A 25,309-nucleotide genomic window follows, 5' to 3' on the forward strand; every position below is an offset into this window, starting at 1 on the left:
AAGTACGGAGCACATCCATGAAAAATGCCGAAACCCCAGTGGTGAAGGTGGTGCTTTATGGTGCCATGAGTAGCCTGGGCAGTGCGCTGATGGCTGAAATGCTGCGGCGCCAGCATGAAGTGATCGCGATTCTCGATGACCTGACCGCGCTGGCGCCACGGCCCGGATTACGCACCAAGGCCGGCGACCTGTTCGATGCCCAGCGAGTCAAGCAGAGCGTGGCCGGCGGTTCGGCGGTGATCTGCCTGCTGGATGCGCCGGGGTTGCCGATGAACAGCGAACACATCGAAAAATCCATTGTGCCCGGTCCGGTCGAGCAGGTGCTGGCGGTGGATGCACTGATCGACGGCATGCAGGCCGCAGGCATCACCCGGCTGTTTGTGGTGGGTGATTTCGAGGTGCTGGACGATCCGGAAATAGAAGACCCGTTACAACGCTACGCCGCCGAAGAAATTCGCGAGGCTTTGCAAAGCAGCACATTGCATTGGACCATGGTGAACGCACCACGGGGCGTGCCCGGCCTGACCCTTGAGCATTTCAGTCATGTCAGCTCGAGCCTGGAGCCCGGCCTGGCCAAACCGCTGGAAAGGCTGAACCGAGTCGCCGTGGGAATTGCCGACGAACTGCACTTCAACCTGCACGTCGGCGAGCATGTGAACTTCGTCGCGACCGATAGCTAAATCGCTATGGATGGCAACGCGAGACCATTGAGCGATTGCGCACTGCTGGCTTGTTCCGCCATCAACCAATCCACAAATTTTTGAATCAAGGCCCCACGCCGTTTGCGTTGGGGCAGGACCACGTAATAACCCAGTCTGGAAATCACCGTGTCGGCAATCGGGCGACACAGCAGGCCTTGCGCCAATAAGTTATCCACAAGGTGCCGCCAACCGATCGCAACGCCCTGGCCGCCAATCGCCGCCTGAATCAGCAAGGTGTAATTGTCGAAGCGCAATTGCCCCGGGGCCGGGGCCGATGTGATCCCCAGTTCGCGAAACACGCCGCTCCAGTCGAACCAGTTGCTGCTGTGTTCGCCTCGCAGGTGCAGCAGTGGAAACTCCAGCAATGACTGGGCCGGCAAGGGCAGGGCACGGTCCTTCAATAGCAGCGGGCTGCACACCGGAAACACCTCTTCGCTGAACAGCCAATGGCTTTCTCCCTGTTTGAACCGACCATCGCCGAACAGCACGGCAACATCAATGTCGGTGCGCAGCATGTTGTGGCTGCGCTCGCTGGTAACCAGGCTGACGTCCACTTGAGGATTGGCGCTATGGAAGCGGTGCAGGCGCGGCATCAGCCAATACGCGGCGAAAGCAAAATCGGTGGCCACTTGCAACACTTCGTGTTGTTGCTGTGCGCTGATCGCGCTCAATCCTGCTTCGATGTTCTGTAAACCGAGCTGAACTTGCTCAAAGAGAATGGTTCCGGCCTCGGTCAGTTCGATACCGCGATAAATGCGGTCGAACAACCGCGTAGCGAGCTGTTCTTCCAATCGTTTGATCTGCTGGCTGATGGCCGGTTGCGTGGTGCCGAGCTCCACCGCGGCGGCGGTGAAGCTGCGTTGCCGGGCCGCGGCTTCAAAGGCACGCAGCAGGTCCAGAGACAAATCACCGAGGGAGTCATACATAAGCTGTGCTTATCCTAGTCATTGCCTGGCATGGGCTTTACCACAAAGGTAATGGGTTCCATGCTCGATCACAGCACTCTCGCATAAATATCCACTATGGAATGCCGCGATCACATGAAGCGCAAAAATATTCTTTTCATCATGGCCGATCAAATGGCCGCGCCAATGTTGCCGTTCTACGGCCCTTCGCCCATCAAACTGCCGAATCTGAGCCGCCTCGCCGCCCAAGGCGTGGTGTTCGACGCCGCGTACTGCAATAGCCCGCTCTGCGCGCCGTCACGTTTCACCCTGGTCAGCGGTCAGTTGCCGAGCAAGATTGGCGCCTACGACAACGCGGCCGATTTCCCTGCCGACGTTCCGACCTATGCCCATTACCTGCGACGCCTCGGTTACCGCACCGCGCTGTCGGGCAAGATGCATTTCTGCGGTCCGGACCAGTTGCACGGCTACGAAGAACGCCTGACCAGCGACATCTATCCAGCCGACTACGGTTGGGCGGTGAACTGGGATGAACCGGACGTGCGTCCGAGCTGGTACCACAACATGTCTTCGGTGCTGCAATCCGGGCCATGCGTGCGCACCAATCAGCTGGATTTCGACGAAGAGGTGGTATTCAAGGCCCAGCAATACCTGTTCGATCATATCCGCGAGGAGGGCGATCAGCCGTTCTGCCTGACCGTGTCGATGACTCACCCACACGATCCGTACACGATTCCCAAAGCTTTTTGGGATCTGTACGACGACGCCGACATCCCTTTACCGGAAACCCCGGCCCAAACCGGACTCGATCCTCACTCCCAGCGTTTGCTCAAGGTCTATGACCTGTGGGACAAGCCGCTGCCTGTGGATAAAATTCGCGACGCACGCCGCGCGTATTTCGGGGCGTGCAGCTATATCGACAATAACGTCGGCAAACTCCTGCAAACACTCGAGGAAACCGGGCTGATCGAAGACACGATCATCGTGTTCTCCGGTGACCACGGCGACATGCTCGGCGAGCGCGGCCTCTGGTACAAAATGCACTGGTACGAAATGGCCGCGCGCGTGCCACTGCTGATCAGTGCACCCGGGCAATTCGGCGCTGGACGGGTCAGCGCGGCGGTATCCACCGCCGACCTGCTGCCGACCTTTGTGGAATTGGCCGGCGGCTCACTGGAACCGGGTCTGCCGCTGGACGGCCGCTCGCTGGTTTCACACCTGCAAGGGCAGGGCGGTCACGACGAGGTATTCGGCGAATACATGGCCGAAGGCACCATCAGCCCATTGATGATGATTCGGCGCGGCGCCTACAAATTCATCTACAGCGAAGACGACCCTTGCCTACTCTTCGACGTACACAACGACCCGCATGAACAAGAAGAACTCAGCCATTCGCCGCAACATCGTCAGCTGTTCGAGGATTTTCTTGCCGAAGCACGGGCCAAATGGGATATCCCGGCGATCCACCAACAGGTGCTCGCCAGTCAGCGACGCCGGCGTTTCGTCGCCGACGCCCTGACCATCGGCAAGCTGAAGAGCTGGGATCACCAGCCGCTGGTGGACGCCAGTCAGCAGTACATGCGCAACCACATCGACCTCGACGATCTGGAGCGCAAAGCACGTTATCCACAACCCTGCCAAAACCAATAATGTTAAGGGGAAGTCCATGCAAAAGTTATCCACAGTACTGACGGTCGGGCTTCTGGCTCTGGGCAGCGCCTCGGCCTATGCCGAGCAGAGCTGCGAGACAGTGAAGATGGCCGACCCTGGCTGGAGCGACATCGCCGCCACCAACGCCATCACCGGGTTTCTGCTGGACGGCATGGGCTACAAAGCCAAGGTCGACACGCTGGCGGTGCCGATCACCTTTGGCGGCCTGAAGGATGGCCAGGTGGACGTGTTTTTGGGTAACTGGATGCCGGCGCAGCAAGGCTTCTACGACAAGTTCGTGGCCAACGGCGACGTTACGCAACTGGCGAAGAACCTTGATGGCACTGAGTTCACGCTGGCGGTTCCGGATTACGTTTGGGACGCGGGTGTGCATAACTTTAATGACTTGAACAAGTTCGCCGACAAGTTTGACAAGAAGATCTATGGCATCGGCTCCGGCGCCCCGGCGAACATTTCACTGCAAGAGATCATCAAGAAGAACGACTTCGACATGGGCCAGTGGAAACTGATCGAATCCAGCGAGCAGGCAATGCTGGCCGAAGTGTCCCGCGCGGTGAAGAAACAGAAGTTCGTGACCTTCCTCGGCTGGACGCCACACCCAATGAACGTGCAGCTGAAAATGCATTACCTGAAGGGCGGCGAGAAGTACTTCGGCGACACCGGCAGCGTTTATACACTGACCCGCAAAGGTTATGCACAGGCCTGCCCGAACGTCGGCAAGTTGCTCACCAACCTGAGTTTTACCCAGGAAATGGAGAACAGCATTATGGCTGAGGTGGTGAACAAGAAAGTCAGCAACGCCGAGGCGGCCAAGGCGTGGATCAAGGCCAACCCGGCGATGCTGGATAAATGGCTGGAGGGCGTGAAGACCGTGGACGGAAAGGATGCGTTGCCGGCAGTGAAAGCCAAGTTGTAATAGTTACCTGTGGCGAGGGAGCTTGCTCCCGCTGGAGTGCGTAGCGCTCCCATTTCGGCAACACGGTTTATCTGTCTCACCGAGTTGTCCGGATTTGCGGCTGCTGCGCAACCGGGCGGGAGCAAGCTCCCTCGCCACAATGATCTGCCCACAACGAGCCAATGCTTTACCCTTACGATTTACCCCGTACCGAGAGGACCCATGGCCTTCCCCAGCCGCCATTCACTCTTTCCCTTCCTGACCTGGTTGCCCCGACAAACCCGTGCCAGCGTTGGTCGTGACCTGATCGTCGGCCTGAGCGGCGCGATTCTCGCGTTACCACAATCCATTGCCTACGCGCTGATCGCCGGTCTCCCTCCGGAATACGGCTTGTACGCGGCAATCATCCCGGTACTGATCGCCTGCCTCTGGGGTTCGTCGTGGCATTTGATCTGCGGTCCTACAGCGGCCATTTCCATCGTCTTGTACGCCAGCGTCAGTCCTCTGGCCGTGCCAGCGTCGCAAGACTACGTCACGCTGATCCTGCTTCTGACACTCTTGGCGGGTATTTTCCAGTGGTTGCTGGGTCTGCTGCGTTTCGGCGCCTTGGTGAATTTTGTCTCTCACTCAGTGGTGCTGGGCTTCACCCTTGGCGCGGCGGTGGTGATTGCCATCGGGCAACTGCCAAATCTGCTGGGGCTGGATGTGCCCAACCAGGCCACGGCGCTGAATAGCCTGGTGCTGCTGTTCAGTCATCTCAGCGAAGTGGACAAACCCTCGCTGCTGCTGGGCCTGGCCACGGTCGGGGTGGGCGTCGTACTGAAACTGCTGGTGCCGCGCTGGCCGACGCTATTGATCGCTTTGGCCCTGAGCGGCTTGCTGGTGTGGTTGTGGCCTGCCATGTTCGGCCATGTGCAGTTGGTCAGCGCCTTTGTCGGGCGGCTGCCGCCCTTCAGCCCGCTGCCGCTGGATCTGGACCTGGTATTGCGCCTGCTGCCCAGCGCGGTGGCGGTCGGTATGCTCGGGCTGGTGACGAGCCTGTCGATTGCCCGCTCCTTGTCGGCTCGCTCGCAACAGTTACTCGACGCCAATCAAGAAGTCCGCGCCCAGGGCTTCTCGAACATGGTCGGTGCGTTTTTTTCCGGCTCATTGTCAGCCGGTTCCTTCACCCGCTCGGCGCTGAGTTACGACGCCGGTGCCTGCTCTCCGCTGGCCGGGGTTTTTTCGGCGTTGTGGGTGGCGCTGTTCGCGATCTTCGGGGCAGTGTTGATTGCGCACATCCCAATCCCGGCCATGGCCGGGAGCATTTTGTTGATCGCCTGGGGACTGGTGGACCATCGCGGCATTCGCGCCTTGCTGCGGGTCAGCCGCGCCGAGTTTTTGGTCATGGTGCTGACCTGTGTCGCCACGCTGTTGCTGGAATTGCAAACGGCGATCTACGCCGGGGTGCTGGCGTCGTTGTTCTTCTACCTCAAACGCACCTCGCAGCCACGGGTGCAGCACTGGCGTGATGGCGACGAAGACATTCTGAGGGTCGGTGGCTCGATCTTTTTCGGCGCCAGCCATTACCTGCAAGTACGCCTGCAACGAATGCACGGCGCGCGAGTGGTGATTGAGGCGCAGCAGATCAACTTTATCGACTACTCGGGCGTGGAAATGCTGCACCAGGAAGCGCGGCGCCTGCTGCGTCAGGATCGCAGCCTGACTCTGCGGCGGGCACGGCCGCAGGTGGTGGAGGAGTTGAGGAAGCTGGAAGGGGCGGAGAAATGCCCGATCCGATTCGAAGATTGAAATACCCAACCCTGAAATAAACACCGACCTGTGGCGAGGGGGCTTGCCCCCGTTCGGGTGCGAAGCGCCCGCAGATTTTAGGGTCGCTTCGCAACCCAACGGGAGCAAGCTCCCTCGCCACAGAGAACTAAGCGGCCAATTGCCGTCGGAGTTCGGCCAGCACTGGCGCGGTATCCGGCCGCACACCACGCCACAGGTAGAAAGCTTCCGCCGCCTGCTCGGCCAACATTCCCAGGCCATCCATCGCCACCGCCGCGCCGTGCTCGCTGGCCCAGCGGCAGAACGAGGTCGGGTCCTTGCCGTACATCATGTCGTAGCAAACCGTCTTGCCCGGTTCGATCAAACTGCTGGCAATTGGCGGTACATCGCCTGACAGACTGGCGGACGTGGCGTTTATGATCAGGTCCACCGGTTCGCGCAACCAGTCAAAACCACTGGCGGACACCGGCCCCAGATCAGAGAACAATTGCGCCAGCAACTCGGCTTTTTCCACCGTGCGGTTAGCGATGATCACTGATGCCGGTTGCTCCGCCAGCAACGGCTCCAGCGCACCGCGCACCGCGCCGCCCGCACCCAGTAGCAGGATGCGTTTGCCCTTGAGACTGAAACCGGCATTGACCGTCAGGTCCCGCACCAGCCCGGCGCCATCGGTGTTGTCGCCCAGCAGGCTGCCATCGGCCAGTTTGCTCAGGGTATTCACCGCGCCAGCCCGCTGCGCCCGCTTAGTCAAGCTGTTCGCCAGGCGATAGGCGTCTTCCTTGAACGGCACCGTCACATTCGCCCCACGCCCTTCGCGGAAAAATGCCTGGGCACAGCCGGAAAAATCGTCGAGGGGCGCCAGCAAGGTGCTGTAGTCCAGTTTTTGCCCCGTCTGCTCGGCGAACAAACGGTGGATCAGCGGCGACTTGCTGTGGCCGATCGGGTTACCGAATACGACATAACGGTCCATCAGAATTCCTCATTCAGCCCTTGGCCAACCAATCGCGGTCTTGCAGGAAGTAATCGGTCAGGCGCGCTTCTTCACTGCCCGGTTCGGGCTTCCAGTCGTAGGCCCAGCGCACTTGCGGCGGCAATGACATCAGAATCGATTCGGTACGCCCGCCCGATTGCAGGCCGAACAGCGTGCCGCGATCATAGACCAGGTTGAACTCGACGTAACGGCCACGGCGAAACTCCTGGAACTCACGCTGTTTGGCCGTGAACGCATCATTCTTGCGGCGCTGCACGATCGGCAGGTATGCGTCGATGAACGCATCGCCGATGGCGCGCATGAAGGCGAAGCTGGTGTCGAAGTCCCACTCGTTCAAGTCATCGAAAAACAGACCGCCAATGCCACGCGGCTCATGGCGATGCTTGATGTGGAAATAACTGTCGCACCAGGCCTTGTAACGTGGATAGACGTCCGGGCCGAACGGCGCGCAGGCCTGTTCGGCGACGCGGTGCCAGTGCACGCAGTCTTCTTCATTTCCGTAATAAGGGGTCAGGTCGAAGCCGCCACCGAACCACCAGACCGGCTCTTCACCTTCTTTTTCAGCGATGAAAAAGCGCACGTTGGCGTGAGACGTCGGTACATGGGGGTTGTGCGGGTGAATCACCAACGACACACCCAAGGCTTCGAAGCGTCGGCCGGCCAATTCTGGCCGATGAGCGCTGGCGGAGGGTGGGAGTCCACTGCCAAAGACGTGGGAAAAGTTAACGCCGCCCTTTTCGATGACCGCGCCGTTTTCGATCACCCGGGTGCGACCGCCACCGCCGGCAGGGCGGGTCCAGGCGTCTTCGACGAAATGCGCGCCGCCGTCTTCCGCTTCCAGGGCAGCGCAAATGCGGTCTTGCAGGTCGAGCAGGTAGGCTTTTACGGCTTCGGTGCGGGTAGTCATGGCATCACCTTGAATCGGGCAAAGCTACGCGGCGCTGATACAGGCCGGCGGCAAATTGCTGCGTAGGATAACACTGCACCTTGTGCCGTCGCAGTTGACGAAGGTCAAGCTTGGGAGTTCGATAGGGCGCTTGGCGCTACAACTCTAGAAGCCAAGACCTAAGGAGAGTGCAGATGGCAAAGCGTATCCAGTTCCGCGCCCATGGCGGCCCCGAAGTGCTCGAATACGTGGATTACCAACCCACCGAGCCCGGCCCGCAACAGGTGCGCGTGACCAACAAGGCCATCGGCCTGAACTTCATCGACACCTATTACCGCAGTGGCCTTTATGCGCCACCCACCCTGCCATCAGGCCTGGGCGCTGAAGGCGCGGGTGTGGTCGAAGCAGTCGGCAGCGAAGTCACCCGCTTCAAAATTGGCGATCGCGTGGCTTATGGCAGTGGCCCGTTGGGCGCCTACAGCGACGTGCATGTCTTGCCGGAAGCCAACCTGGTGCACCTGCCGGACGCCATCAGCTTCGAACAGGCCGCCGGCGTGATGCTCAAAGGCCTGACCGTGCAGTACCTGCTGCGTCAGACATATGAACTCAAGGGTGGCGAGACCATCCTGTTCCACGCCGCGGCTGGCGGCGTCGGCTCCCTGGCCTGCCAATGGGCCAAGGCCCTGGGTGTGAAGCTGATCGGCACGGTCAGCTCACCAGAGAAAGCCGCCCTGGCGAAAGCCAATGGTGCCTGGGCGACCATCGATTACAGCCATGAAAACGTCGCACAACGTGTGCTGGAATTGACTGACGGTAAAAAAGTCCCGGTGGTGTACGACGGTGTAGGCAAAGATACCTGGCTAACGTCGCTCGACAGCGTTGCGCCTCGAGGGCTGGTAGTGAGTTTCGGTAATGCTTCGGGCGCGGTAGACGGAGTGAATCTGGGGATTCTGGCGGCTAAGGGATCGCTGTACGTGACCCGGCCGACTCTGGCGACCTACGCCAACAATGCTGAAAACCTGCAACGCATGGCTGATGAGCTGTTCGAGATGATCATCAGCGGCAAGCTTACGGTGGACATCAGCCAGCGGTATCCACTGGCTGAGGCTGCGAAGGCACAGACCGAATTGTCGGCGCGGCGTACGACTGGCTCGACGATTCTATTGCCTTGAGGACGCCATCGCGGGCAAGCCCGCTCCCACAGGATTTCGGTCGTGCACATTATTCGTATACGACTCGCAGCTGTGGGAGCGAGGCTTGCCCGCGATGAACGATGACGCGGTCTTAATCCGGGCGCACAACGTGGCCGGTGGCCAGATCGCGAATCACGCTCGGATTCTTGCGCCCGCCCAGATTGCCACCCAGCACCAGATCAACCTGCCCACGGAAATACTGCTCCACGCGAATCCGCGTCCGCGCCGCCGGCCGCCCCTGAGGGTTGGCCGAGGTCGAAACCAATGGCCCGACCAACGCACACAAATCCCGCACCTGTGGGTGATCGCTAACCCGCAACGCCACTGTTTCATGCACACCGGTAATCCACTGGGGCAACAGATTCTGATGCGGCACCAGCCAGGTGTTGGGGCCCGGCCAAGTGCTGGCCATGCGGTCCATCCACAACTCAGGGAAGTCTTCGAAGAGGAAGTCGAACTGGCGAATGTTGTCGGCCACCAGAATCAGGCCTTTATCCACAGACCGGCCCTTGATCATCAGCAGACGATCCACCGCCTCCTCGTTCCAAGGATCGCAACCCAAGCCCCAGACAGCTTCCGTTGGGTAGGCAATGACCGCCCCGGCGCGAATTTCTCGTGCGGCTTGCTGCACACGCCAACTGTTAACCATGAAAAACTCTCCGGAATAAGGCTCTGCGCAGTTTACCGATCTTGCTTATAAAACCTAGTTTACCCGCGCAAACCATCGGCCGCTTTCGCAGACTGCCCGGCCGTCCATTTCCAGTTCCGTCAGCGCTGCCAGCACTTTCGACAACGCCCAGCCACTGGTGACCGCCAAGGCTTCACTGGTGTGGGGCGCCGCGTGGAGCAACATGAGCAGCGGATGAGATTCCGTCGGCGTTTCTGTGGATAACGGCAACCGTTGCCAGCCGCGCAAGGCCTCAAGGATATGCTCGATGGTTTCCACCAGTACCGCACCGTCGCGGATCAGTTGATGACAACCCTTTGCGCCAGGGTGATGGATCGACCCTGGAATCGCATACACCTCGCGTCCCTGTTCCGCCGCCAGCCTCGCGGTGATCAACGAACCACTGGCAACACTTGCCTCGACCACCAGCACGCCGAGCGACAAACCGCTGATGATTCGATTGCGCCGAGGGAAATTGCCGGGAGAAGGGCCGGCGTCCAGCGGAAACTCCGAAAGTACCGCGCTTCCCGAACCGATCATCGCATCTGCCAGCCGTCGATTGCGCTGTGGATAAAAATTTTCCAGCCCGGTGCCCAGCACGCCCACCGTTTGCCCGCCAACGTCCAGAGCCGCCTGATGCGCGGCGGCATCGATACCCAGGGCCAGACCGCTGGTGATGACAAAACCGGCGCCGGCCAGACTGCGGGAAAACGCGGTGGCGGTGTCCATGCCCGGTCGCGAAGCACGACGGCTGCCAACCATCGCCAACTGCGGTTTTTCCAGAATGCCCGGATCGCCCGCAACGAATAACAGCGGCGGTGCATCACTGATTTGCGCCAACAGCGCGGGGTAGTCAGGTTGGTCCCACATCAGTAAATGCTGACCCTGACGCTCTAGCCAGGCCAATGCGTGGCCGGCGCCTTCACGAATTTCACTGGAGCGCCGGGCCTGCGCGCAAGCGAGGGGCAACCCCAACGCGCGCCAGGCGCTGGCCGGTGCGCTGATGGCTTTGGAGGCAGAGCCGAAGGCCTCAAGCAACTTTTTGAAACGTGCAGGGCCAAGTTCGGGTAAACGGTGCAGGCGTAAACGGGCTTCCAGTTCCGCGGGGGAAATGGACATACAGGCAGACAGCGACATGGATCATCCTTGATCGTTATAGGGTCCCGTCGAATCGGGAATAAGCTGTGGATAACTCTGTTGGTAACTTGTGGAGCACGCTTAAGGATTTCGCACCTTGTCCATTACCGCCAAGGAGCGCGATGCGTTAAGGACCAGCCCGTAGCTGAGCTTGTCGTAAGTGCGGAATACCATCAGCAACCCGGCCCGCTCATCGGGGATTTTCAGTGGCTGACCGGTGATCCGGTCACGCACGGTTTCACCGGTTTTCATCACCACCAGCACATTGCCCTCGGCCAGGCCATCGCGCTGCCCCTTGTTCAGTGTGACGACGTCCAGCGCGCCGATCTGGGTGACCCCGCGTGGCACATCGATGATCAAGCCGTTGATGTCGGTTGTTGGTGCACTGGGCATGAAGGTCGAATTGATCGAGCGTTCCTCACCACTGAACAGCCGGTCGCCGAGTCGCACTTCCTGAGTGGTGCGCTGCAGGGCCAGAGTGGCGACATCACCTTCAGTGGCGATGATCTCGCCGCCGCCGATGTCATCGGCGTTGATCCCCAGAAACTCCTTGCTCTGCGGGTCGGTGTAGACCTTGCCCTGGCGGAAGATGCCGTAGACCGGTTGTGCCGGGTCGAAATGGCCACGCGCGAATATTCGATCACCGGTGCCACTGAGTACCCGTTCGGCATCGCCGGCGACGATGTAGGGCGCCTTGTCGAAATCCTCGGCCTTGTCGACGATGCGATTGCTCAGCAGAAAGCTGTTGATCGACTTCAGTGGGATGCTCGGAATGGCATCGGCCACCGGCGAACTGCGCACTCGTGGCGAAAGCTTGATGGTGCCCCGGGAAGCGCCACGATTGAGGGTCAGGCGTGGCTGACCGTTGACGTAGACCAGTGATAGCGTATCGCCGGGGTAGATGAGATTGGGGTTTTCGATCTGTGGATTGGCCTGCCAAAGCTGCGGCCACTCCCACGGTTCACGCAGGTATTTGGCGGAAATGTCCCAGAGTGTGTCCCCTGCCACCACGGTGTATTGCTGTGGAAAACCTTCCCTGAGTTGCACTTGCCCGTGCGCAAAACCGGCCGAGGCCAGAAGGAGCAAGGCGAGTAGTGATTTCCTCATGCGGTGAATCCCTTTATTATGTACGTTCGCGTGAAACGCCAGAGCCCTCGTGGCTCGCCTCCGGCTCATTATTGAAAAGCCGGAAGCTACGTTCACAACGGTAGCCTGCATCTTCGGACTCGCCAGGCCATCGACCCGACTTTACCTCACACGTGCAGCAATTAAGCTTATGGCCATTTTAGACATCCTCGAATTTCCTGACTCGCGCCTGCGCACTATCGCCAAACCAGTGGCTGTAGTGGACGACGAAGTGCGTCAGTTGGTCGATGACATGTTTGAAACAATGTATGAAGCGCCAGGCATCGGCCTCGCCGCTACCCAGGTCAACGTGCACAAACGTATCGTCGTGATGGACCTCTCCGAAGACCGCAGCGAACCGCGGGTGTTCATCAACCCCGAGTTCGAAACTCTGACCGACGAAATGGGCCAGTACCAGGAAGGCTGCCTCTCGGTGCCGGGCTTCTACGAAAACGTCGATCGCCCGCAAAAGGTCAAGATCAAGGCCCTGGACCGCGACGGCCAGCCATACGAACTGATCGCCGAAGGCCTGCTCGCCGTGTGCATCCAGCATGAATGCGACCACCTCAACGGCAAGTTGTTCGTCGATTACCTGTCCACGCTCAAACGCGACCGGATCAAGAAGAAACTGGAAAAGCTCCATCGCCAGAACGCTTGATGCCCTTCTTTCAAAGGCTTGCTGCGGCAAGCCTTTTTCTTTTCAAGATACTTTGCAATTGAGAGCTTCCATGACTGAGCCATTGCGCATCGTCTTTGCCGGCACCCCGGAATTCGCCGCCGAACACCTCAAGGCCCTGCTCGACAGCCCTTACGAGATCGTCGCCGTTTACACCCAACCGGACCGTCCGGCAGGTCGTGGGCAAAAGCTGATGCCGAGCCCGGTCAAGCAGCTGGCTCTGGAACACAACATCCAGGTGTTGCAACCGCCAACACTGCGCAACGAAGACGCTCAGGCGCAATTGGCTGCGCTCAAACCCGATTTGATGGTGGTGGTCGCCTACGGGCTGATCCTGCCGCAAGTGGTGCTGGATATTCCGCGCCTGGGTTGCATCAACAGCCACGCCTCCTTGCTGCCACGCTGGCGTGGTGCGGCGCCGATCCAGCGTGCCGTCGAAGCGGGCGACAGCGAAAGCGGCGTGACCGTGATGCGCATGGAAGCCGGCCTCGATACCGGGCCGATGCTGCTCAAAGTCACCACGCCGATCAGTGCCGAAGACACCGGCGGCAGCCTCCACGATCGCCTCGCAGAAATGGGCCCACCGGCCGTGGTTCAGGCGATTGCCGGGCTGGCTGCGGGCACTCTGCAAGGCGAAATGCAGGACGACAGCCTCGCCACTTATGCACACAAATTGAACAAGGATGAAGCGCGCATCGACTGGAACCGCCCAGCCATTGAGCTGGAACGTCTGGTTCGCGCCTTCAATCCGTGGCCGATCTGCCACAGCACGCTGAACGGCGAAGCGCTGAAAGTGTTGGCTGCAAATCTGGCTGAAGGGAAGGGCGCACCAGGGGAAATCCTTGGCGCCAGCAAGGACGGCTTGATCGTCGCCTGCGGTGAACAGGCGCTGTGCCTGACCCGTTTGCAACTACCCGGCGGCAAAGCGCTGAACTTCAGCGACTTGTTCAACAGCCGTCGTGAGAAATTCGCCGTCAGCACCGTCCTCGGTCAAACGGCGGACGCTCAATGAATCCACGTCTGGCCGCCGCCAAGGCACTGGCTGCAGTTCTTAACGGAAAAGCCTCACTCAACAGTTCTCTGCCGACACAAATGGACAAGGTTGAAGACCGTGATCGCGGCTTCACCCAGGACCTGGCATTCGGCACGGCTCGCTGGCAACCGCGTTTATCGGCGCTGGCGGCCAAATTGCTGCAAAAGCCGTTCAAGGCCGCTGATGCCGATGTCGAGGCGCTGTTGCTGGTCGGTCTTTATCAACTGCTCTATACCCGCGTCCCGGCTCACGCCGCCATCGGCGAAACCGTCGGTTGCGCCGACAAACTGAAAAAACCGTGGGCCAAAGCCTTGCTCAACGCCGTGCTGCGCCGCGCCCAACGGGAAAGCGAAGCGCTGCTGGCCGAGCTGGAGCGTGACCCGGTGGTGCGCACCGCCCATCCGCGCTGGCTGCAAAAATCCCTCAAAGCCTTCTGGCCTGAGCAATGGGAAGCCATCTGCGCGGCGAATAACGCGCACCCGCCGATGATTCTGCGGGTCAACCGTCGTCATCACACGCGCGATGCTTATCTCGCCTTGCTGAGCAACGCCGGCGTGGCCGCCAAGCCCTGCGTTTACAGCCAGGACGGCATCATCCTTGACGCCGCTGCCGACGTGCGCAGCCTGCCGGGTTTTGCCGAAGGCTGGATCAGCGTGCAGGACGAAGCCGCGCAACTGGCTGCCGATCTGCTGGACCTGGCGCCAGGCCAACGGGTGCTGGACGCCTGCTGCGCACCGGGCGGCAAAACCTGCCATATCCTCGAGGCCGAACCCAAACTGGCCGGCGTGGTGGCCGTGGACCTGGAAGCCAAGCGTCTGGTGCGGGTGCGGGAAAACCTCGAACGCCTGGGCCTGAGCGCCGAACTGATCGCCGCCGATGGCCGTGACACCGCTACCTGGTGGGACGGCAAGCCGTTTCAGCGCATTCTGCTGGACGCGCCATGCTCGGCCACTGGCGTGATCCGCCGTCACCCGGATATCAAACTGACCCGCCAACCGGACGACATCGCCGCACTGGCGGTGCTTCAGGGCGAGTTGCTCGACGCCATGTGGATAACTTTGGAGGTGGGCGGCATTCTGCTTTACGCCACCTGTTCCACGCTGCCAACCGAAAACACCGAAGTCATTGAAGCGTTCCTCGCCCGCACACCGGGTGCCCGTGAACTGGATCTCGCCACGACGGCCGGCATCAAACAGCCCCATGGTCGCCAATTGCTGGCCCAGGAAGGCGGCCACGATGGCTTCTACTACGCCAAGCTGATCAAGATTGCCGCCGCGCGCGGTTAACCGGGTTTAAGGGAGTGACTGGATGAAAATCATCATCCTCGGCGCGGGGCAGGTTGGCGGTTCGCTGGCAGAACACTTGGCCAGCGAAGCCAACGACATCACGGTGGTCGACACCGATGGCGAACGCCTGCGTGACCTCGGCGATCGACTGGACATCCGCACCGTACAGGGCCGCGGCTCGCTGCCGACCATACTGCGCCAGGCCGGCGCGGACGACGCCGACATGCTGGTGGCCGTGACCAACAGTGACGAAACCAACATGGTGGCCTGTCAGGTCGCCCACACTCTGTTCCACACGCCAACCAAGATCGCCCGGGTCCGCGAAGCTGCGTACCTGACCCGCGCCGAACTGTTCGATAACGAAGCGATCCCGGTCGACGTGCTGATCAGTCCGGAACAAGTGGTCACCAATTACATCAAGCGCCTGATCCAGTACCCAGGCGCGTTGCAGGTGATCGACTTCGCCGAGGGTAAGGCGCAACTGGTGGCGGTGCGGGCGTATTACGGCGGTCCACTGGTGGGCCAGCAATTGCGCCAGTTGCGTGAGCACATGCCGAATGTCGAAACCCGCGTCGCGGCGATTTTCCGGCGTGACCGGCCGATCCTGCCCCAGGGCGATACGGTGATCGAGGCCGATGACGAAGTGTTTTTCATCGCCGCCAAAGCGAACATTCGTGCGGTGATGAGCGAAATGCGCCGTCTCGATGAAAGCTACAAACGCATCGTCATCGCAGGGGGCGGGCAGATCGGTGAACGTCTGGCCGAGGCCATCGAAAGCCGTTATCAGGTGAAGATCATCGAAATGAACCCGGCCCGCTGCCGCTACCTCTCAGACAACCTCGACAGCACCGTGGTGTTGCAGGGCAGCGCTTCGGACCGGGATCTGCTGCTGGAAGAGAACATCGCCGACGCCGATATTTTCCTGGCCCTGACCAACGATGATGAAGCCAATATCATGTCTTCGCTGCTGGCCAAGCGCCTGGGCGCGAAGAAGGTGATGACGATCATCAACAACCCGGCCTACGTCGACCTGATCCAGGGCGGCGACATCGACATCGCCATCAGTCCGCAACTGGCGACCATCGGCACCTTGCTGGCCCACGTCCGGCGCGGGGACATTGTCAGCGTGCACTCACTGCGCAGGGGCGCGGCGGAAGCCATCGAGGCGATTGCCCACGGCGATGCGAAGTCGAGCAAGGTGATCGGCAAGGCCATCGAAAACATCGGCCTGCCACCGGGCACCACCATCGGCGCGATCATCCGCGACGAAGAAGTGATCATCGCCCACGACGACACCGTGATCGAAACCGGCGACCATGTGATTCTGTTCCTTGTGGATAAGAAGCATATTCGGGACGTGGAGAAGCTGTTCCATGTGGGGTTGAGCTTCTTCTGATGATCGTTCCCGCGCTCTGCGTGGGAACGCCTCAACGGACGCTCCGCGTTCGGCTTTGAATGGGACGCAGAGCGTCCCGGGCTGTATTCCCACGCGGAGCGCGGGAACGATCACTGACTGAGGAAGCACCGATGATCGAATCCCTGGAAAAAATGCTCGCCAAGGGTGTGGATAACTCATTGCTGCGCTTCGGCCTGGGCAAGGGTTATCTGGATCTTGGGGAAAACGCCAAGGCCGCAGAGCATTTCCAGCGCTGCGTCGAGTTCGATCCGAAGTATTCGGCAGCCTGGAAGCTCTTGGGCAAGGCCCATCTGGCGCTGGCGGATTACGCGGCGGCGCGACAGGCCTGGGAGCAGGGTCTGGAAGCTGCCCGCGCCCATGGCGACAAGCAGGCGGAGAAGGAGATGACGGTGTTTCTGAAAAAGCTTGAGCGACAGGCGCACTGATCAGCGGTAACGCAGGCCAAGATCAATAGATCGCAGCCTGCGGAGTTATCCACAGCAACCTCAATACCAGCGTTCTTCACCCGGCGGACGCTTCTTGAAGCGCTTCATGCTCCACATGTACTGGCTCGGATAAGCCCGCACGTAGCGCTCGACCACCTGGCTCATGGCCGCGCAGGACGTTTCGGTATCGGTGCTGTACATGGCCTCGGGCGCGGCTTCGAGGATCACTTTGTAACCCGAACCATCCGGCAGCCGCAGGGCATGCAGGAACACGCCGACCGCTTTGCCGCCGGCGAGCATGTTCGGTACGAATTTGCTGGTCAGCGCCTGAGTGGCGAAGAACGGAACGAAGATCCCGGCGGATTCGGCCGGTTCCGGGTCAGCCGGAATGCCCACCGCACCACCTTTGCGCACTTCCTTGATAACGCTGAGGATGCCTTCCTTGGTGGAAGCGGCCACCCGGTTACCCAATTGCACCCGCTGCTTGCGCAGCAACTCATCCACCGCCTTGAGCTTGGGCGGACGATAGAAAATGATCGGTTTGCACTGGCTGCAATAAAAGTGGTTCAACACTTCCCAGTTGCCCAGGTGGCTGGTGATGCCAACGACACCTTTGCCGGAGGCAAGCGCGTCCTTTAATACATCGAGACCTTCGACTTCGCGCACCAGATCGATCGAGCGCTGTGCCGGCCAGATCCACGCGCAGGCGCTTTCGGTCAGCGACTTGCCGATGTCTTTCAGGCTCTGGCCCACCAGACGTTCTCGTTCGGCCGGGTCCATCTGCGGGAAGCACTTGGAAAGATTGATCCGCACCACTTCGCGGGAGCGGTTGGGGGTTTTCCACATGATCCAGCCAATCGCCGAACCCACCGCCTGAACTGCCCGCCATGGCAGCAGGGCAAACAGCCGCAGAGCGCCTACCAGCAAGGCGCCTTTCAACTTATCCACAGGTCACTCCTGATCTTGTGCTGTGCGCGAGGCGGCTATTCTAACCGCCGTTCGCCAACATGGCGTAGCGATCGCAATCGCGGGTGTGGTCCATGACCATGCCTGAAGCCTGCATCAGCGCGTAACAAATGGTCGGACCGACGAACGTGAAGCCGGCTTTTTTCAGGCCTTTGCTCATCTCGATGGCGGCCGGTGTCACCGCCGGGACTTCACTGCGATCCTTGAAATGATTGATCACCGGCGTGCCGCCGACGAACGACCAGAGAAACGCCACCGGATCCTCCAGCTCCAGCCAGGCCTGGGCATTGCGCCGGGCTGCGTTGAGTTTGAGACGATTGCGGATGATCCCCGGATCGAGCATCAATTCATCGATTTCCGCGTCGCTCATCTGCGCCACGCGCTGTACGTCGAAACCGAACAGCACCTCGCGATAACGCTCACGTTTGCGCAACACGGTGATCCAGGAAAGCCCGGCCTGGAACCCTTCGAGCAAAAGCAACTCGAACAATCCCTGCGCATTGCGTAGCGGCGCGCCCCACTCCTGATCGTGATAAGCCATGTACAGCGGATCTTCGGTACACCAAAAGCAGCGTGGCATAAGGCTCCAGGGGGCGTGCGCAGGACCGAATCGGGTATACTCCCGCTCTTTAAATCGCAGCCCAAGAAACAGGTGAATTTCGTGAGCCAGCCTACGCCAGCCGTGCGTACCTTCCAAGACTTGATCCTCGCCCTCCAGCAATACTGGGCCGAGCAAGGTTGTGTGGTACTTCAGCCCTACGATATGGAAGTAGGCGCCGGCACTTTCCACACTGCCACGTTCCTGCGCGCCATTGGCCCGGAAACCTGGAACGCCGCTTATGTGCAGCCCAGTCGTCGCCCGACTGACGGCCGCTACGGTGAAAACCCGAACCGTCTGCAGCACTACTATCAGTTCCAGGTGGTGCTGAAGCCGAACCCGGACAACTTCCAGGAACTGTACCTGGGTTCCCTCAAGCACGTGGGCCTCGACCCGCTGGTGCACGACATCCGTTTCGTCGAAGACAACTGGGAGTCGCCAACGCTGGGCGCCTGGGGTCTGGGCTGGGAAGTCTGGCTCAACGGCATGGAAGTGACGCAGTTCACTTACTTCCAGCAAGCGGGCGGCATCGAGTGCTATCCGGTGACCGGCGAGATCACTTACGGTCTGGAGCGTCTGGCCATGTACCTGCAAGGCGTGGACTCGGTCTACGACCTGGTCTGGGCTGACGGTCCGTTCGGCAAAGTCACCTATGGCGACGTGTTCCACCAGAACGAAGTGGAGCAGTCGACCTACAACTTCGAACACGCCAACGTCGAGAAGCTGTTCGAGTTGTTCGACTTCTATGAAAGCGAAGCCAAGCGCCTGATCGAACTCGACCAGCCGTTGCCGCTGCCGAGCTACGAAATGGTGTTGAAGGCGTCCCACACCTTCAACCTGCTGGATGCGCGCCGGGCGATTTCGGTGACCGCGCGTCAGCAATACATCCTGCGTGTACGCACCCTGGCGCGTTCCGTTGCGCAAGCCTACCTGCTGGCTCGCGCCAAGCTGGGCTTCCCGATGGCGACCCCGGACCTGCGTGATGAAGTACTGGCCAAGCTGGAGGCTGCACAATGAGTGCTCAAGATTTTCTGGTTGAACTGGGCACCGAAGAACTGCCACCCAAAGCCCTGAATACCCTGGCCGAAGCGTTTCTGGCCGGTATCGACAAAGGCCTGCAAGCCGCTGGCCTGAACTACGAAACCAAAACCGTCTACGCCGCGCCACGTCGTCTGGCCGTGCTGATCACCGCGCTCGCAACCCAGCAGCCGGATCGCAGCATCAACCTCGACGGCCCGCCACGTCAGGCCGCGTTCGATGCCGAAGGCAACCCGACTCAAGCGGCCCTGGGCTTCGCCAAGAAGTGCGGCGTCGAGCTGAGCGAAATCGATCAGAGCGGTCCGAAACTGCGCTACAGCCAGAGCATCGCCGGCAAGCCGACCGCGAGCCTGATGCCGACCATCGTCGAAGACTCCCTGAATGACCTGCCTATCCCCAAGCGCATGCGCTGGGGTGCTCGCAAGGAAGAATTCGTTCGTCCGACCCAATGGTTGGTGATGCTGCTCGGTGACCACGTCATCGACTGCACCATCCTCGCCCAGAAGGCCGGCCGCGATTCCCGTGGTCACCGCTTCCACCATCCGGAAAGCGTGCGAATCACCTCGCCGGCCAACTACCTGAACGATCTGCGTGCTGCTTATGTGCTGGCCGATGCCAATGAGCGTCGCGAGCTGATCAGCAAGCGCACCGAAGAACTGGCGACAATGCAGGAAGGTACGGCTATCGTTCCTCCAGCCTTGCTCGACGAAGTGACCGCGCTGGTTGAATGGCCGGTGCCGCTGGTGTGCTCGTTCGAAGAACGCTTCCTCGACGTACCGCAAGAAGCGCTGATCACCACCATGCAGGACAACCAGAAGTACTTCTGCCTGCTGGATGCCGACGGCAAGTTGCTGCCACGTTTCATTACCGTGGCCAACATCGAAAGCAAAGACCCGCAGCAGATCATCGCCGGTAACGAGAAAGTGGTTCGCCCGCGCCTGACCGACGCCGAGTTCTTCTTCAAGCAAGACAAGAAGCAAAAACTTGAAGACTTCAATCTGCGTCTGCAGAACGTGGTGTTCCAGGAAAAACTCGGCAGCGTCTACGACAAGGCCGAGCGCGTGTCGAAACTGGCGGCCTACATTGCCGCCCGCATCGGCGGCAACGCTTCCTGGGCGGCGCGTGCCGGCCTGCTGTCCAAGTGCGACCTGGCGACCGAGATGGTCGGTGAGTTCCCGGAGATGCAAGGTGTCGCCGGTTACTACTACGCCCTCAACGATGGCGAGCCGGAAGATGTCGCCCTGGCGCTGAACGAGCAATACATGCCTCGCGGTGCCGGCGCTGAACTGCCGACTACCCTGACCGGTGCGGCCGTGGCCATCGCCGACAAACTCGACACACTGGTCGGCATTTTCGGTATCGGCATGTTGCCTACCGGCAGCAAAGACCCGTATGCCCTGCGCCGTGCTGCGCTGGGTGTGTTGCGGATCCTGATCGACAAGAAGCTCGACCTCGACCTGAACGACGCAGTGGCCTTCGCCGTGAATGCGTTCGGTGCCAAGATCAAGGCTGCTGGCCTTAACGATGCCGTGCTGGAGTTCATCTTCGATCGTCTGCGCGCCCGTTACGAAGACGAAGGCGTCGACGTTGCGACTTACCTGTCGGTACGTGCCCTGAAGCCGGGTTCGGCCCTGGACTTCGACCAACGCGTACAAGCGGTAGAAGCGTTCCGCAAATTGCCCGAAGCCGCTGCCCTGGCCGCCGTGAACAAGCGTGTTTCGAACCTGTTGAGCAAGGTCGAAGGCTCCGTGCCGACGGTCGTTGAAGCTAAGTACTTCGACAATGCCAACGAGTTCTCGCTGTATTCGGCGATCCAGCAGGCGGACCAAGCGGTGCAACCAATGGCCGCTGCTCGTCAGTACAGCGAGTCGCTGGCGCGTCTGGCCGCATTGCGCGAGCCAGTGGATGCATTCTTCGAAGCCGTGATGGTCAACGCCGAAGACGCCAAGGTGCGAGCCAACCGCTATGCGCTGCTGGCGCGTCTGCGTGGCTTGTTCCTCGGCGTCGCCGACATTTCGTTGCTGGGGTAAGACTGTTTGAAACTGCTGATTCTCGATCGGGACGGAGTGATCAATTACGACTCCGATGCGTACATCAAGTCGGTGGAGGAGTGGATTCCGCTCCCCGGTTCGATCGAAGCGATCGCGCAGTTGAGCAAGGCCGGCTGGACGGTGGCGGTCGCTACCAACCAGTCCGGCATCGCTCGCGGCTATTACGACATTGCCACCCTGGAGGCCATGCACGTTCGCTTGCGCGAGTTGGTGGCGGAGCAGGGCGGCGAAGTCGGGCTGATCGTTTATTGCCCGCATGGGCCAGACGATGGCTGCGATTGCCGCAAGCCAAAACCCGGGATGTTGAAAACCATCGCCGCGCATTACAACGTTTCGCTGACGAATCTATGGTTCGTCGGCGATACTCTCGGTGACCTGGAAGCCGCCAAAGCCGTCGACTGTCAGCCAGTTTTGGTAAAGACCGGGAAAGGCGAAAAGACTCAGGGCAAGACCCTACCGGCAGGCACCTTGATTTTTGACGATCTGGCGGCGATTGCCGCGGAACTTATCCACAACTAAGGCTCTTCTGACATCCTGGCCAAGGACTGATCAGGAGTGCGCTTGAATAGGCGGGCAGTGCCCGCAACGGTAAATGTCGCCATGTCGATACTGCAGGCCATCAGAACTTTCCTCTTTTACCTGCTGCTGGGCACCAGTTCGTTGCTCTGGTGCACCCTGAGCTTTTTTATCGCGCCGTTTCTGCCGTTCAAGGCGCGTTATCGCTTTATCAACGTGTACTGGTGCCGCTGCGCTTTGTGGCTGAGCAAAGTCTTTCTGGGTATTCGCTACGAAGTGAAGGGTGCCGAGAATGTGCCTGAGCAGCCCTGCGTGATTCAGTCGAACCACCAGAGCACCTGGGAGACGTTCTTTCTCTCGGCCTACTTCGCGCCGCTTAGCCAGGTGCTCAAGCGTGAACTGCTTTACGTGCCGTTCTTCGGTTGGGCCATGGCCATGTTGCGACCGATCGCCATCGACCGTGACAACCCGAAAGCCGCGCTCAAGCATGTGGCGAAGAAGGGCGATGAGCTGCTCAAGGACAATGTCTGGGTGCTGATTTTCCCGGAAGGGACTCGTGTGCCCTACGGCACCATCGGAAAATTCTCCCGTGGCGGCACTGCATTGGCCGTCAATGCGTCATTGCCAGTGCTGCCGATTGCGCACAATGCTGGCAAGTTCTGGCCGAAAACCGGTTGGGCGAAACAGCAGGGGGTGATTACCGTGATCATCGGCGCGCCGATGTACGCCGAGGGCAGCGGGCCACGGGCCATTGCCGATCTGAATGACCGGGTGCAAGCCTGGAACGAACAAATGCAGCGCGAAATGGGTTCGCTGCCAGCAGCCCCGGCGGCACCGAGTGCGACCGATCAAGTGACTGTCTGAAATTCTGTGGATAACCTGTGTACCGTTTTGTTGAAAATCGCTGTGTTTAGTTTTTAAGCTTTTGATTTTCATACATATTTCTTAAGCAGATAAAACTTCGGAAAACGTGCATAAGTTTTTTTCGGACGTAAAAAAACCGGCTGATATAGCCGGTTTTTTTATGCCTGTGAAAAAGATCAGGCTCACTCGCTCAAAAGGGGCAACTGGACACTGAACGTCGTGCCTTGTCCCACCACGCTATGACAGGAAATCCGCCCGCCGTGACGATCCACCACCGCCTTGACCATGGACAACCCCAACCCCAGGCCGTCACTGCCGTGAGCCGATGCAAAGCGTCGATACTGACTGAACAGTTCGGGAAGTTCTTCGACGGCAATCCCTCGGCCCTGGTCGGCGATCTCGCACGTCAACCAACCTTCGGCACAACTCACCCGCACGGTGATCCGCGAACCCGCCGGACTGTACTTGATGGCGTTTTCCAGCAGGTTGAACAGTGCCCGTGTCAGTAACGACTGATCAGCCAGGACCAGAGCTTCAGCATCTTCGTCGAGATCATGCAGCAACTGAATTTTCTTCAAATGAGCGATGCTCGAGGCCTGGTCGAAGGTATCGAGCAGCAACATCGCGAACATGCTCGACTGAAACTGATAGGCCTCGGATTCAGCCTTTGCCAACTGCACAAAGGCCTCGGTCAGGTTCAGCGCCTTGCGCACTTGTAACTCGATCTGACTGAACACTTGAGTGTCGCCAGACACCTGATGCCGCTGAACGTCGAGCAAAGCCAGAATCGCCGAGTGGGGGGCCCTCAGGTCATGAGACAGAAAACGCAGCAACACGGCCCGCTGCTCCTCGGCGTCCCGTTCGACGCTCAAGTCAGTGAGGCTCAGTAACCAGCCAATCACCGAGTCGCCTTCGGCCGGCAACAGCGGCGCCAGGTCCAGACGCAGGCTGCGTGCCTGGGTGTCACGAAACTCCAGCGGCTCCAGGGTCGACAACGCAGGTAGCGCTCCACCGGACGGCACCGGGTAACCCAACTCGCTCAGTTGCTCGAGCATCTCCTCGCCCACCAGGCTGCTGGAAAATATCTCTCGAGCCTTACGGTTGGCCAATAGAATGCGCCCGTTCGGATCGCTGATCAGCGTCGCCACCGGCAAGTACTCAAGGCCATCGGCAATGAAACGCCGGGTGTCGCGGGTCCGGCTCATGGCCTGCTCCAGCGCGACGATTTGTCCTTGCAACACATCGCCAGCCGGGGCCTGGCTACGGCGGCGTTCGGGAAAGACTTTCGGCTCGCTGTCCAGGCGCGCCAGTTCCCAGCCGAAATAGGCGAGCACCGCATTCAGCCTTCGCCAATTCCAGATCAGGTAACCCAACAGCATACCCAGCAAACTCGCGGCCGGTGACCACCACCAGCCAAGACGCAACAGCAGGCTCGAACCCAGCAGCGCGACCGCCATTGCCACCAGGGTCAGCCATAGTGCGCGACGCGGGCGCACCAACATCAAGCCCAGCAACTCACCGACAATCACCACCGATAACAACGCCGCCAAGCGTTTATCGACCTCCACGACATTGCGTTGTTGCAACAGCCCGTTGAGGATGTTCGCCTGAATCTCGATGCCCGGGGTGGTGCCGATGCTCGCCGATTGCGGTGTCACGTAACGGTCGCCCAAACCTGGAGCGGTGGAGCCAATCAGGATCAAGCGATCGCGCAACAACTCGGGCGGGACTTCACCGCGCAATACGCTGACGTACGGCACACTGGGAAAACCTCCATCGGAACGGATGAAAGGAATCCGTATTTCGTGGGCTCGCTGCCAGCCTTGCGTCGACGACAGGGCCGGGGTCCCGGGCATCGGTACATTTTCCTTGTCGGCAAGGGTCTCTTTGTACAACAGCCAAGCCAGTTGCGCGCGTGTTTGTTGTGCCGGTCCTTCGCTTAAATACACACTGCGCACGATCCCGTCGGCATCTGCTTCGGCATTGATGTGCCCGATGCCTTTGGTGCAATGGCTCAGTGGCGCCACCGGTTCAATTTCCCCCAAAGGCTGCCCATAACGCGCCACACCTTCGCGCAGCAACGGCACGAAGACATTTCCGGCACGGCAGGCCGCCTGGGCCAGAAGCTGATCGTTGCCGGGATGGCTATCGGGTTCACTGAAGATCACGTCGAACAGAATGCCTTTGGCGTTCGCGGCGCCTAGCCGATCAAGCAACTGCGCGTGCATAGCCCGCGACCAAGGCCATTTGCCTAGCTGCTGCAAGCTGTAGTCATCGATCGTGACGATGAGTATTCGTGGGTCCACCGGCAGCGGGCTCAGCCGACGCAGGTTGTCGTACAGCAGATTGCTCAAGACCAGACCATGGGTCATGGACAGCACTGCCGTCAGCGGCAACAGGATCAGGCTGACCCACAGCCACTCGCGGACCATCCGCCGAAACAGCCGCTGAGCCTGCGTCGGCTCGCGACCGTCCTTCCTTGGCTGGCCCTTCATCGG

23 protein-coding genes are annotated in these 25,309 nt (G+C 60.1%); 14 read left to right on the plus strand and 9 right to left on the minus strand.

Going from position 1 to position 25,309, the window contains the following annotated elements; all coding sequences use genetic code 11:
- The first annotated feature begins 17 nt into the window (after positions 1-17).
- Positions 18-680: an NAD(P)-dependent oxidoreductase gene (locus ACZ9BB_RS23725; protein ID WP_476216718.1), complete on the plus strand. Its 663-nt coding sequence runs from the start codon at positions 18-20 to the stop codon at positions 678-680.
- Here the strand turns inward: ACZ9BB_RS23725 and ACZ9BB_RS23730 are convergent.
- Positions 677-1,627: a choline sulfate utilization transcriptional regulator gene (locus ACZ9BB_RS23730; RefSeq protein WP_476216720.1), complete on the minus strand. Its 951-nt coding sequence runs from the start codon at positions 1,625-1,627 to the stop codon at positions 677-679. The two genes, ACZ9BB_RS23725 and ACZ9BB_RS23730, sit on opposite strands and share 4 nt — an antisense overlap.
- Before the next feature lie 114 nt (positions 1,628-1,741).
- On the opposite strand from ACZ9BB_RS23730, the gene betC reads away from it, so the two are divergent.
- From betC to ACZ9BB_RS23745, 3 genes are all read left to right on the plus strand, one after another.
- A complete protein-coding gene (gene betC / locus ACZ9BB_RS23735) occupies positions 1,742-3,256 on the plus strand; it encodes a choline-sulfatase (protein WP_476216722.1) in 1,515 nt (504 codons plus the stop codon).
- Between the two features lie 16 nt (positions 3,257-3,272).
- Complete coding sequence (gene choX / locus ACZ9BB_RS23740; protein ID WP_476216724.1) at positions 3,273-4,193, plus strand: choline ABC transporter substrate-binding protein; 921 nt, start codon at positions 3,273-3,275, stop codon at positions 4,191-4,193.
- Positions 4,194-4,394: 201 nt separating this feature from the next.
- On the plus strand, positions 4,395-5,963 hold the full coding sequence (locus ACZ9BB_RS23745) for a SulP family inorganic anion transporter (protein ID WP_476216726.1): 1,569 nt from the start codon (positions 4,395-4,397) through the stop codon (positions 5,961-5,963).
- A 127-nt stretch (positions 5,964-6,090) separates the two neighbouring features.
- On the opposite strand, the gene aroE is transcribed toward ACZ9BB_RS23745, so the two are convergent.
- Positions 6,091-6,912: a shikimate dehydrogenase gene (gene aroE, locus ACZ9BB_RS23750; protein WP_476216728.1), complete on the minus strand. Its 822-nt coding sequence runs from the start codon at positions 6,910-6,912 to the stop codon at positions 6,091-6,093.
- Between the two features lie 13 nt (positions 6,913-6,925).
- Positions 6,926-7,840, minus strand: a complete 915-nt coding sequence (hemF, locus tag ACZ9BB_RS23755) for an oxygen-dependent coproporphyrinogen oxidase (protein WP_476216730.1) — start codon at positions 7,838-7,840, stop codon at positions 6,926-6,928.
- A gap of 173 nt (positions 7,841-8,013) precedes the next feature.
- On the opposite strand from hemF, the gene ACZ9BB_RS23760 reads away from it, so the two are divergent.
- Positions 8,014-8,991, plus strand: a complete 978-nt coding sequence (locus tag ACZ9BB_RS23760; protein WP_476216732.1) for an NADPH:quinone reductase — start codon at positions 8,014-8,016, stop codon at positions 8,989-8,991.
- A 112-nt stretch (positions 8,992-9,103) separates the two neighbouring features.
- On the opposite strand, the gene tsaC is transcribed toward ACZ9BB_RS23760, so the two are convergent.
- From tsaC to ACZ9BB_RS23775, 3 genes are all read right to left on the minus strand, one after another.
- A complete protein-coding gene (tsaC, locus tag ACZ9BB_RS23765) occupies positions 9,104-9,661 on the minus strand; it encodes an L-threonylcarbamoyladenylate synthase type 1 TsaC (RefSeq protein ID WP_476216734.1) in 558 nt (185 codons plus the stop codon).
- Positions 9,662-9,715: 54 nt separating this feature from the next.
- Positions 9,716-10,816: a DNA-processing protein DprA gene (gene dprA, locus ACZ9BB_RS23770; protein ID WP_476216735.1), complete on the minus strand. Its 1,101-nt coding sequence runs from the start codon at positions 10,814-10,816 to the stop codon at positions 9,716-9,718.
- Between the two features lie 81 nt (positions 10,817-10,897).
- Positions 10,898-11,923 carry a LysM peptidoglycan-binding domain-containing protein gene (locus tag ACZ9BB_RS23775; RefSeq protein ID WP_476216737.1) on the minus strand — a complete coding sequence of 342 codons (1,026 nt, stop codon included), beginning with the start codon at positions 11,921-11,923 and terminating at the stop codon, positions 10,898-10,900.
- A 169-nt stretch (positions 11,924-12,092) separates the two neighbouring features.
- Between ACZ9BB_RS23775 and def the strand changes: the two genes are divergently transcribed.
- From def to ACZ9BB_RS23800, 5 genes are all read left to right on the plus strand, one after another.
- Entirely contained in the window at positions 12,093-12,599 is a 507-nt protein-coding gene (def, locus tag ACZ9BB_RS23780; protein WP_007941507.1) for a peptide deformylase, read from the plus strand.
- Positions 12,600-12,669: 70 nt separating this feature from the next.
- Positions 12,670-13,629: a methionyl-tRNA formyltransferase gene (gene fmt, locus ACZ9BB_RS23785; RefSeq protein ID WP_476216740.1), complete on the plus strand. Its 960-nt coding sequence runs from the start codon at positions 12,670-12,672 to the stop codon at positions 13,627-13,629.
- A complete protein-coding gene (rsmB, locus tag ACZ9BB_RS23790; protein ID WP_476216742.1) occupies positions 13,626-14,936 on the plus strand; it encodes a 16S rRNA (cytosine(967)-C(5))-methyltransferase RsmB in 1,311 nt (436 codons plus the stop codon). The genes fmt and rsmB overlap by 4 nt, the downstream gene beginning before the upstream one ends.
- 22 nt (positions 14,937-14,958) lie before the next feature.
- Entirely contained in the window at positions 14,959-16,332 is a 1,374-nt protein-coding gene (gene trkA, locus ACZ9BB_RS23795; protein WP_476216744.1) for a Trk system potassium transporter TrkA, read from the plus strand.
- A gap of 131 nt (positions 16,333-16,463) precedes the next feature.
- Positions 16,464-16,778, plus strand: a complete 315-nt coding sequence (locus tag ACZ9BB_RS23800; RefSeq protein ID WP_018927310.1) for a tetratricopeptide repeat protein — start codon at positions 16,464-16,466, stop codon at positions 16,776-16,778.
- Between the two features lie 60 nt (positions 16,779-16,838).
- On the opposite strand, the gene ACZ9BB_RS23805 is transcribed toward ACZ9BB_RS23800, so the two are convergent.
- Both ACZ9BB_RS23805 and tag read right to left on the minus strand, forming a co-directional pair.
- Positions 16,839-17,726: a lysophospholipid acyltransferase gene (locus ACZ9BB_RS23805; protein WP_476216746.1), complete on the minus strand. Its 888-nt coding sequence runs from the start codon at positions 17,724-17,726 to the stop codon at positions 16,839-16,841.
- A gap of 40 nt (positions 17,727-17,766) precedes the next feature.
- The gene (gene tag / locus ACZ9BB_RS23810) at positions 17,767-18,324 is read right to left on the minus strand and encodes a DNA-3-methyladenine glycosylase I (protein WP_476216748.1); all 558 of its coding nucleotides are present in this window, start codon (positions 18,322-18,324) and stop codon (positions 17,767-17,769) included.
- Positions 18,325-18,405: 81 nt separating this feature from the next.
- Here tag and glyQ point away from each other — a divergent pair, with 81 nt between their 5' ends.
- From glyQ to ACZ9BB_RS23830, 4 genes are all read left to right on the plus strand, one after another.
- The gene (gene glyQ / locus ACZ9BB_RS23815; protein WP_003213601.1) at positions 18,406-19,359 is read left to right on the plus strand and encodes a glycine--tRNA ligase subunit alpha; all 954 of its coding nucleotides are present in this window, start codon (positions 18,406-18,408) and stop codon (positions 19,357-19,359) included.
- A complete protein-coding gene (gene glyS, locus ACZ9BB_RS23820; RefSeq protein WP_476216754.1) occupies positions 19,356-21,410 on the plus strand; it encodes a glycine--tRNA ligase subunit beta in 2,055 nt (684 codons plus the stop codon). Before glyQ ends, glyS begins: the two co-directional genes overlap by 4 nt.
- A gap of 6 nt (positions 21,411-21,416) precedes the next feature.
- On the plus strand, positions 21,417-21,950 hold the full coding sequence (gmhB, locus tag ACZ9BB_RS23825; RefSeq protein WP_476216756.1) for a D-glycero-beta-D-manno-heptose 1,7-bisphosphate 7-phosphatase: 534 nt from the start codon (positions 21,417-21,419) through the stop codon (positions 21,948-21,950).
- 81 nt (positions 21,951-22,031) lie between these two features.
- A complete protein-coding gene (locus ACZ9BB_RS23830; protein WP_476216758.1) occupies positions 22,032-22,811 on the plus strand; it encodes a lysophospholipid acyltransferase family protein in 780 nt (259 codons plus the stop codon).
- Positions 22,812-22,993: 182 nt separating this feature from the next.
- Here the strand turns inward: ACZ9BB_RS23830 and ACZ9BB_RS23835 are convergent, their stop codons facing one another.
- A complete protein-coding gene (locus ACZ9BB_RS23835; protein ID WP_476216759.1) occupies positions 22,994-25,306 on the minus strand; it encodes a CHASE2 domain-containing protein in 2,313 nt (770 codons plus the stop codon).
- Between the last annotated feature and the right edge of the window lie 3 nt (positions 25,307-25,309).

It is taken from the genome of Pseudomonas sp. TE3552, from assembly GCF_056278945.1.

Bases quoted from the DNA above. Each gene is read 5' to 3' on its own strand.
- def (WP_007941507.1), top strand. From the start codon at position 12,093: ATGGCCATTTTAGACATCCTCGAATTTCCTGACTCGCGCCTGCGCACT.
- glyS (WP_476216754.1), top strand. From the start codon at position 19,356: ATGAGTGCTCAAGATTTTCTGGTTGAACTGGGCACCGAAGAACTGCCA.
- ACZ9BB_RS23760 (WP_476216732.1), top strand. From the start codon at position 8,014: ATGGCAAAGCGTATCCAGTTCCGCGCCCATGGCGGCCCCGAAGTGCTC.
- dprA (WP_476216735.1), bottom strand. From the start codon at position 10,816: ATGTCGCTGTCTGCCTGTATGTCCATTTCCCCCGCGGAACTGGAAGCC.
- ACZ9BB_RS23730 (WP_476216720.1), bottom strand. From the start codon at position 1,627: ATGTATGACTCCCTCGGTGATTTGTCTCTGGACCTGCTGCGTGCCTTT.
- betC (WP_476216722.1), top strand. From the start codon at position 1,742: ATGAAGCGCAAAAATATTCTTTTCATCATGGCCGATCAAATGGCCGCG.
- ACZ9BB_RS23800 (WP_018927310.1), top strand. From the start codon at position 16,464: ATGATCGAATCCCTGGAAAAAATGCTCGCCAAGGGTGTGGATAACTCA.
- ACZ9BB_RS23725 (WP_476216718.1), top strand. From the start codon at position 18: ATGAAAAATGCCGAAACCCCAGTGGTGAAGGTGGTGCTTTATGGTGCC.
- choX (WP_476216724.1), top strand. From the start codon at position 3,273: ATGCAAAAGTTATCCACAGTACTGACGGTCGGGCTTCTGGCTCTGGGC.
- ACZ9BB_RS23835 (WP_476216759.1), bottom strand. From the start codon at position 25,306: ATGAAGGGCCAGCCAAGGAAGGACGGTCGCGAGCCGACGCAGGCTCAG.
- tag (WP_476216748.1), bottom strand. From the start codon at position 18,324: ATGCCACGCTGCTTTTGGTGTACCGAAGATCCGCTGTACATGGCTTAT.
- ACZ9BB_RS23745 (WP_476216726.1), top strand. From the start codon at position 4,395: ATGGCCTTCCCCAGCCGCCATTCACTCTTTCCCTTCCTGACCTGGTTG.
- rsmB (WP_476216742.1), top strand. From the start codon at position 13,626: ATGAATCCACGTCTGGCCGCCGCCAAGGCACTGGCTGCAGTTCTTAAC.
- ACZ9BB_RS23775 (WP_476216737.1), bottom strand. From the start codon at position 11,923: ATGAGGAAATCACTACTCGCCTTGCTCCTTCTGGCCTCGGCCGGTTTT.
- hemF (WP_476216730.1), bottom strand. From the start codon at position 7,840: ATGACTACCCGCACCGAAGCCGTAAAAGCCTACCTGCTCGACCTGCAA.
- tsaC (WP_476216734.1), bottom strand. From the start codon at position 9,661: ATGGTTAACAGTTGGCGTGTGCAGCAAGCCGCACGAGAAATTCGCGCC.
- ACZ9BB_RS23830 (WP_476216758.1), top strand. From the start codon at position 22,032: ATGTCGATACTGCAGGCCATCAGAACTTTCCTCTTTTACCTGCTGCTG.
- fmt (WP_476216740.1), top strand. From the start codon at position 12,670: ATGACTGAGCCATTGCGCATCGTCTTTGCCGGCACCCCGGAATTCGCC.
- aroE (WP_476216728.1), bottom strand. From the start codon at position 6,912: ATGGACCGTTATGTCGTATTCGGTAACCCGATCGGCCACAGCAAGTCG.
- trkA (WP_476216744.1), top strand. From the start codon at position 14,959: ATGAAAATCATCATCCTCGGCGCGGGGCAGGTTGGCGGTTCGCTGGCA.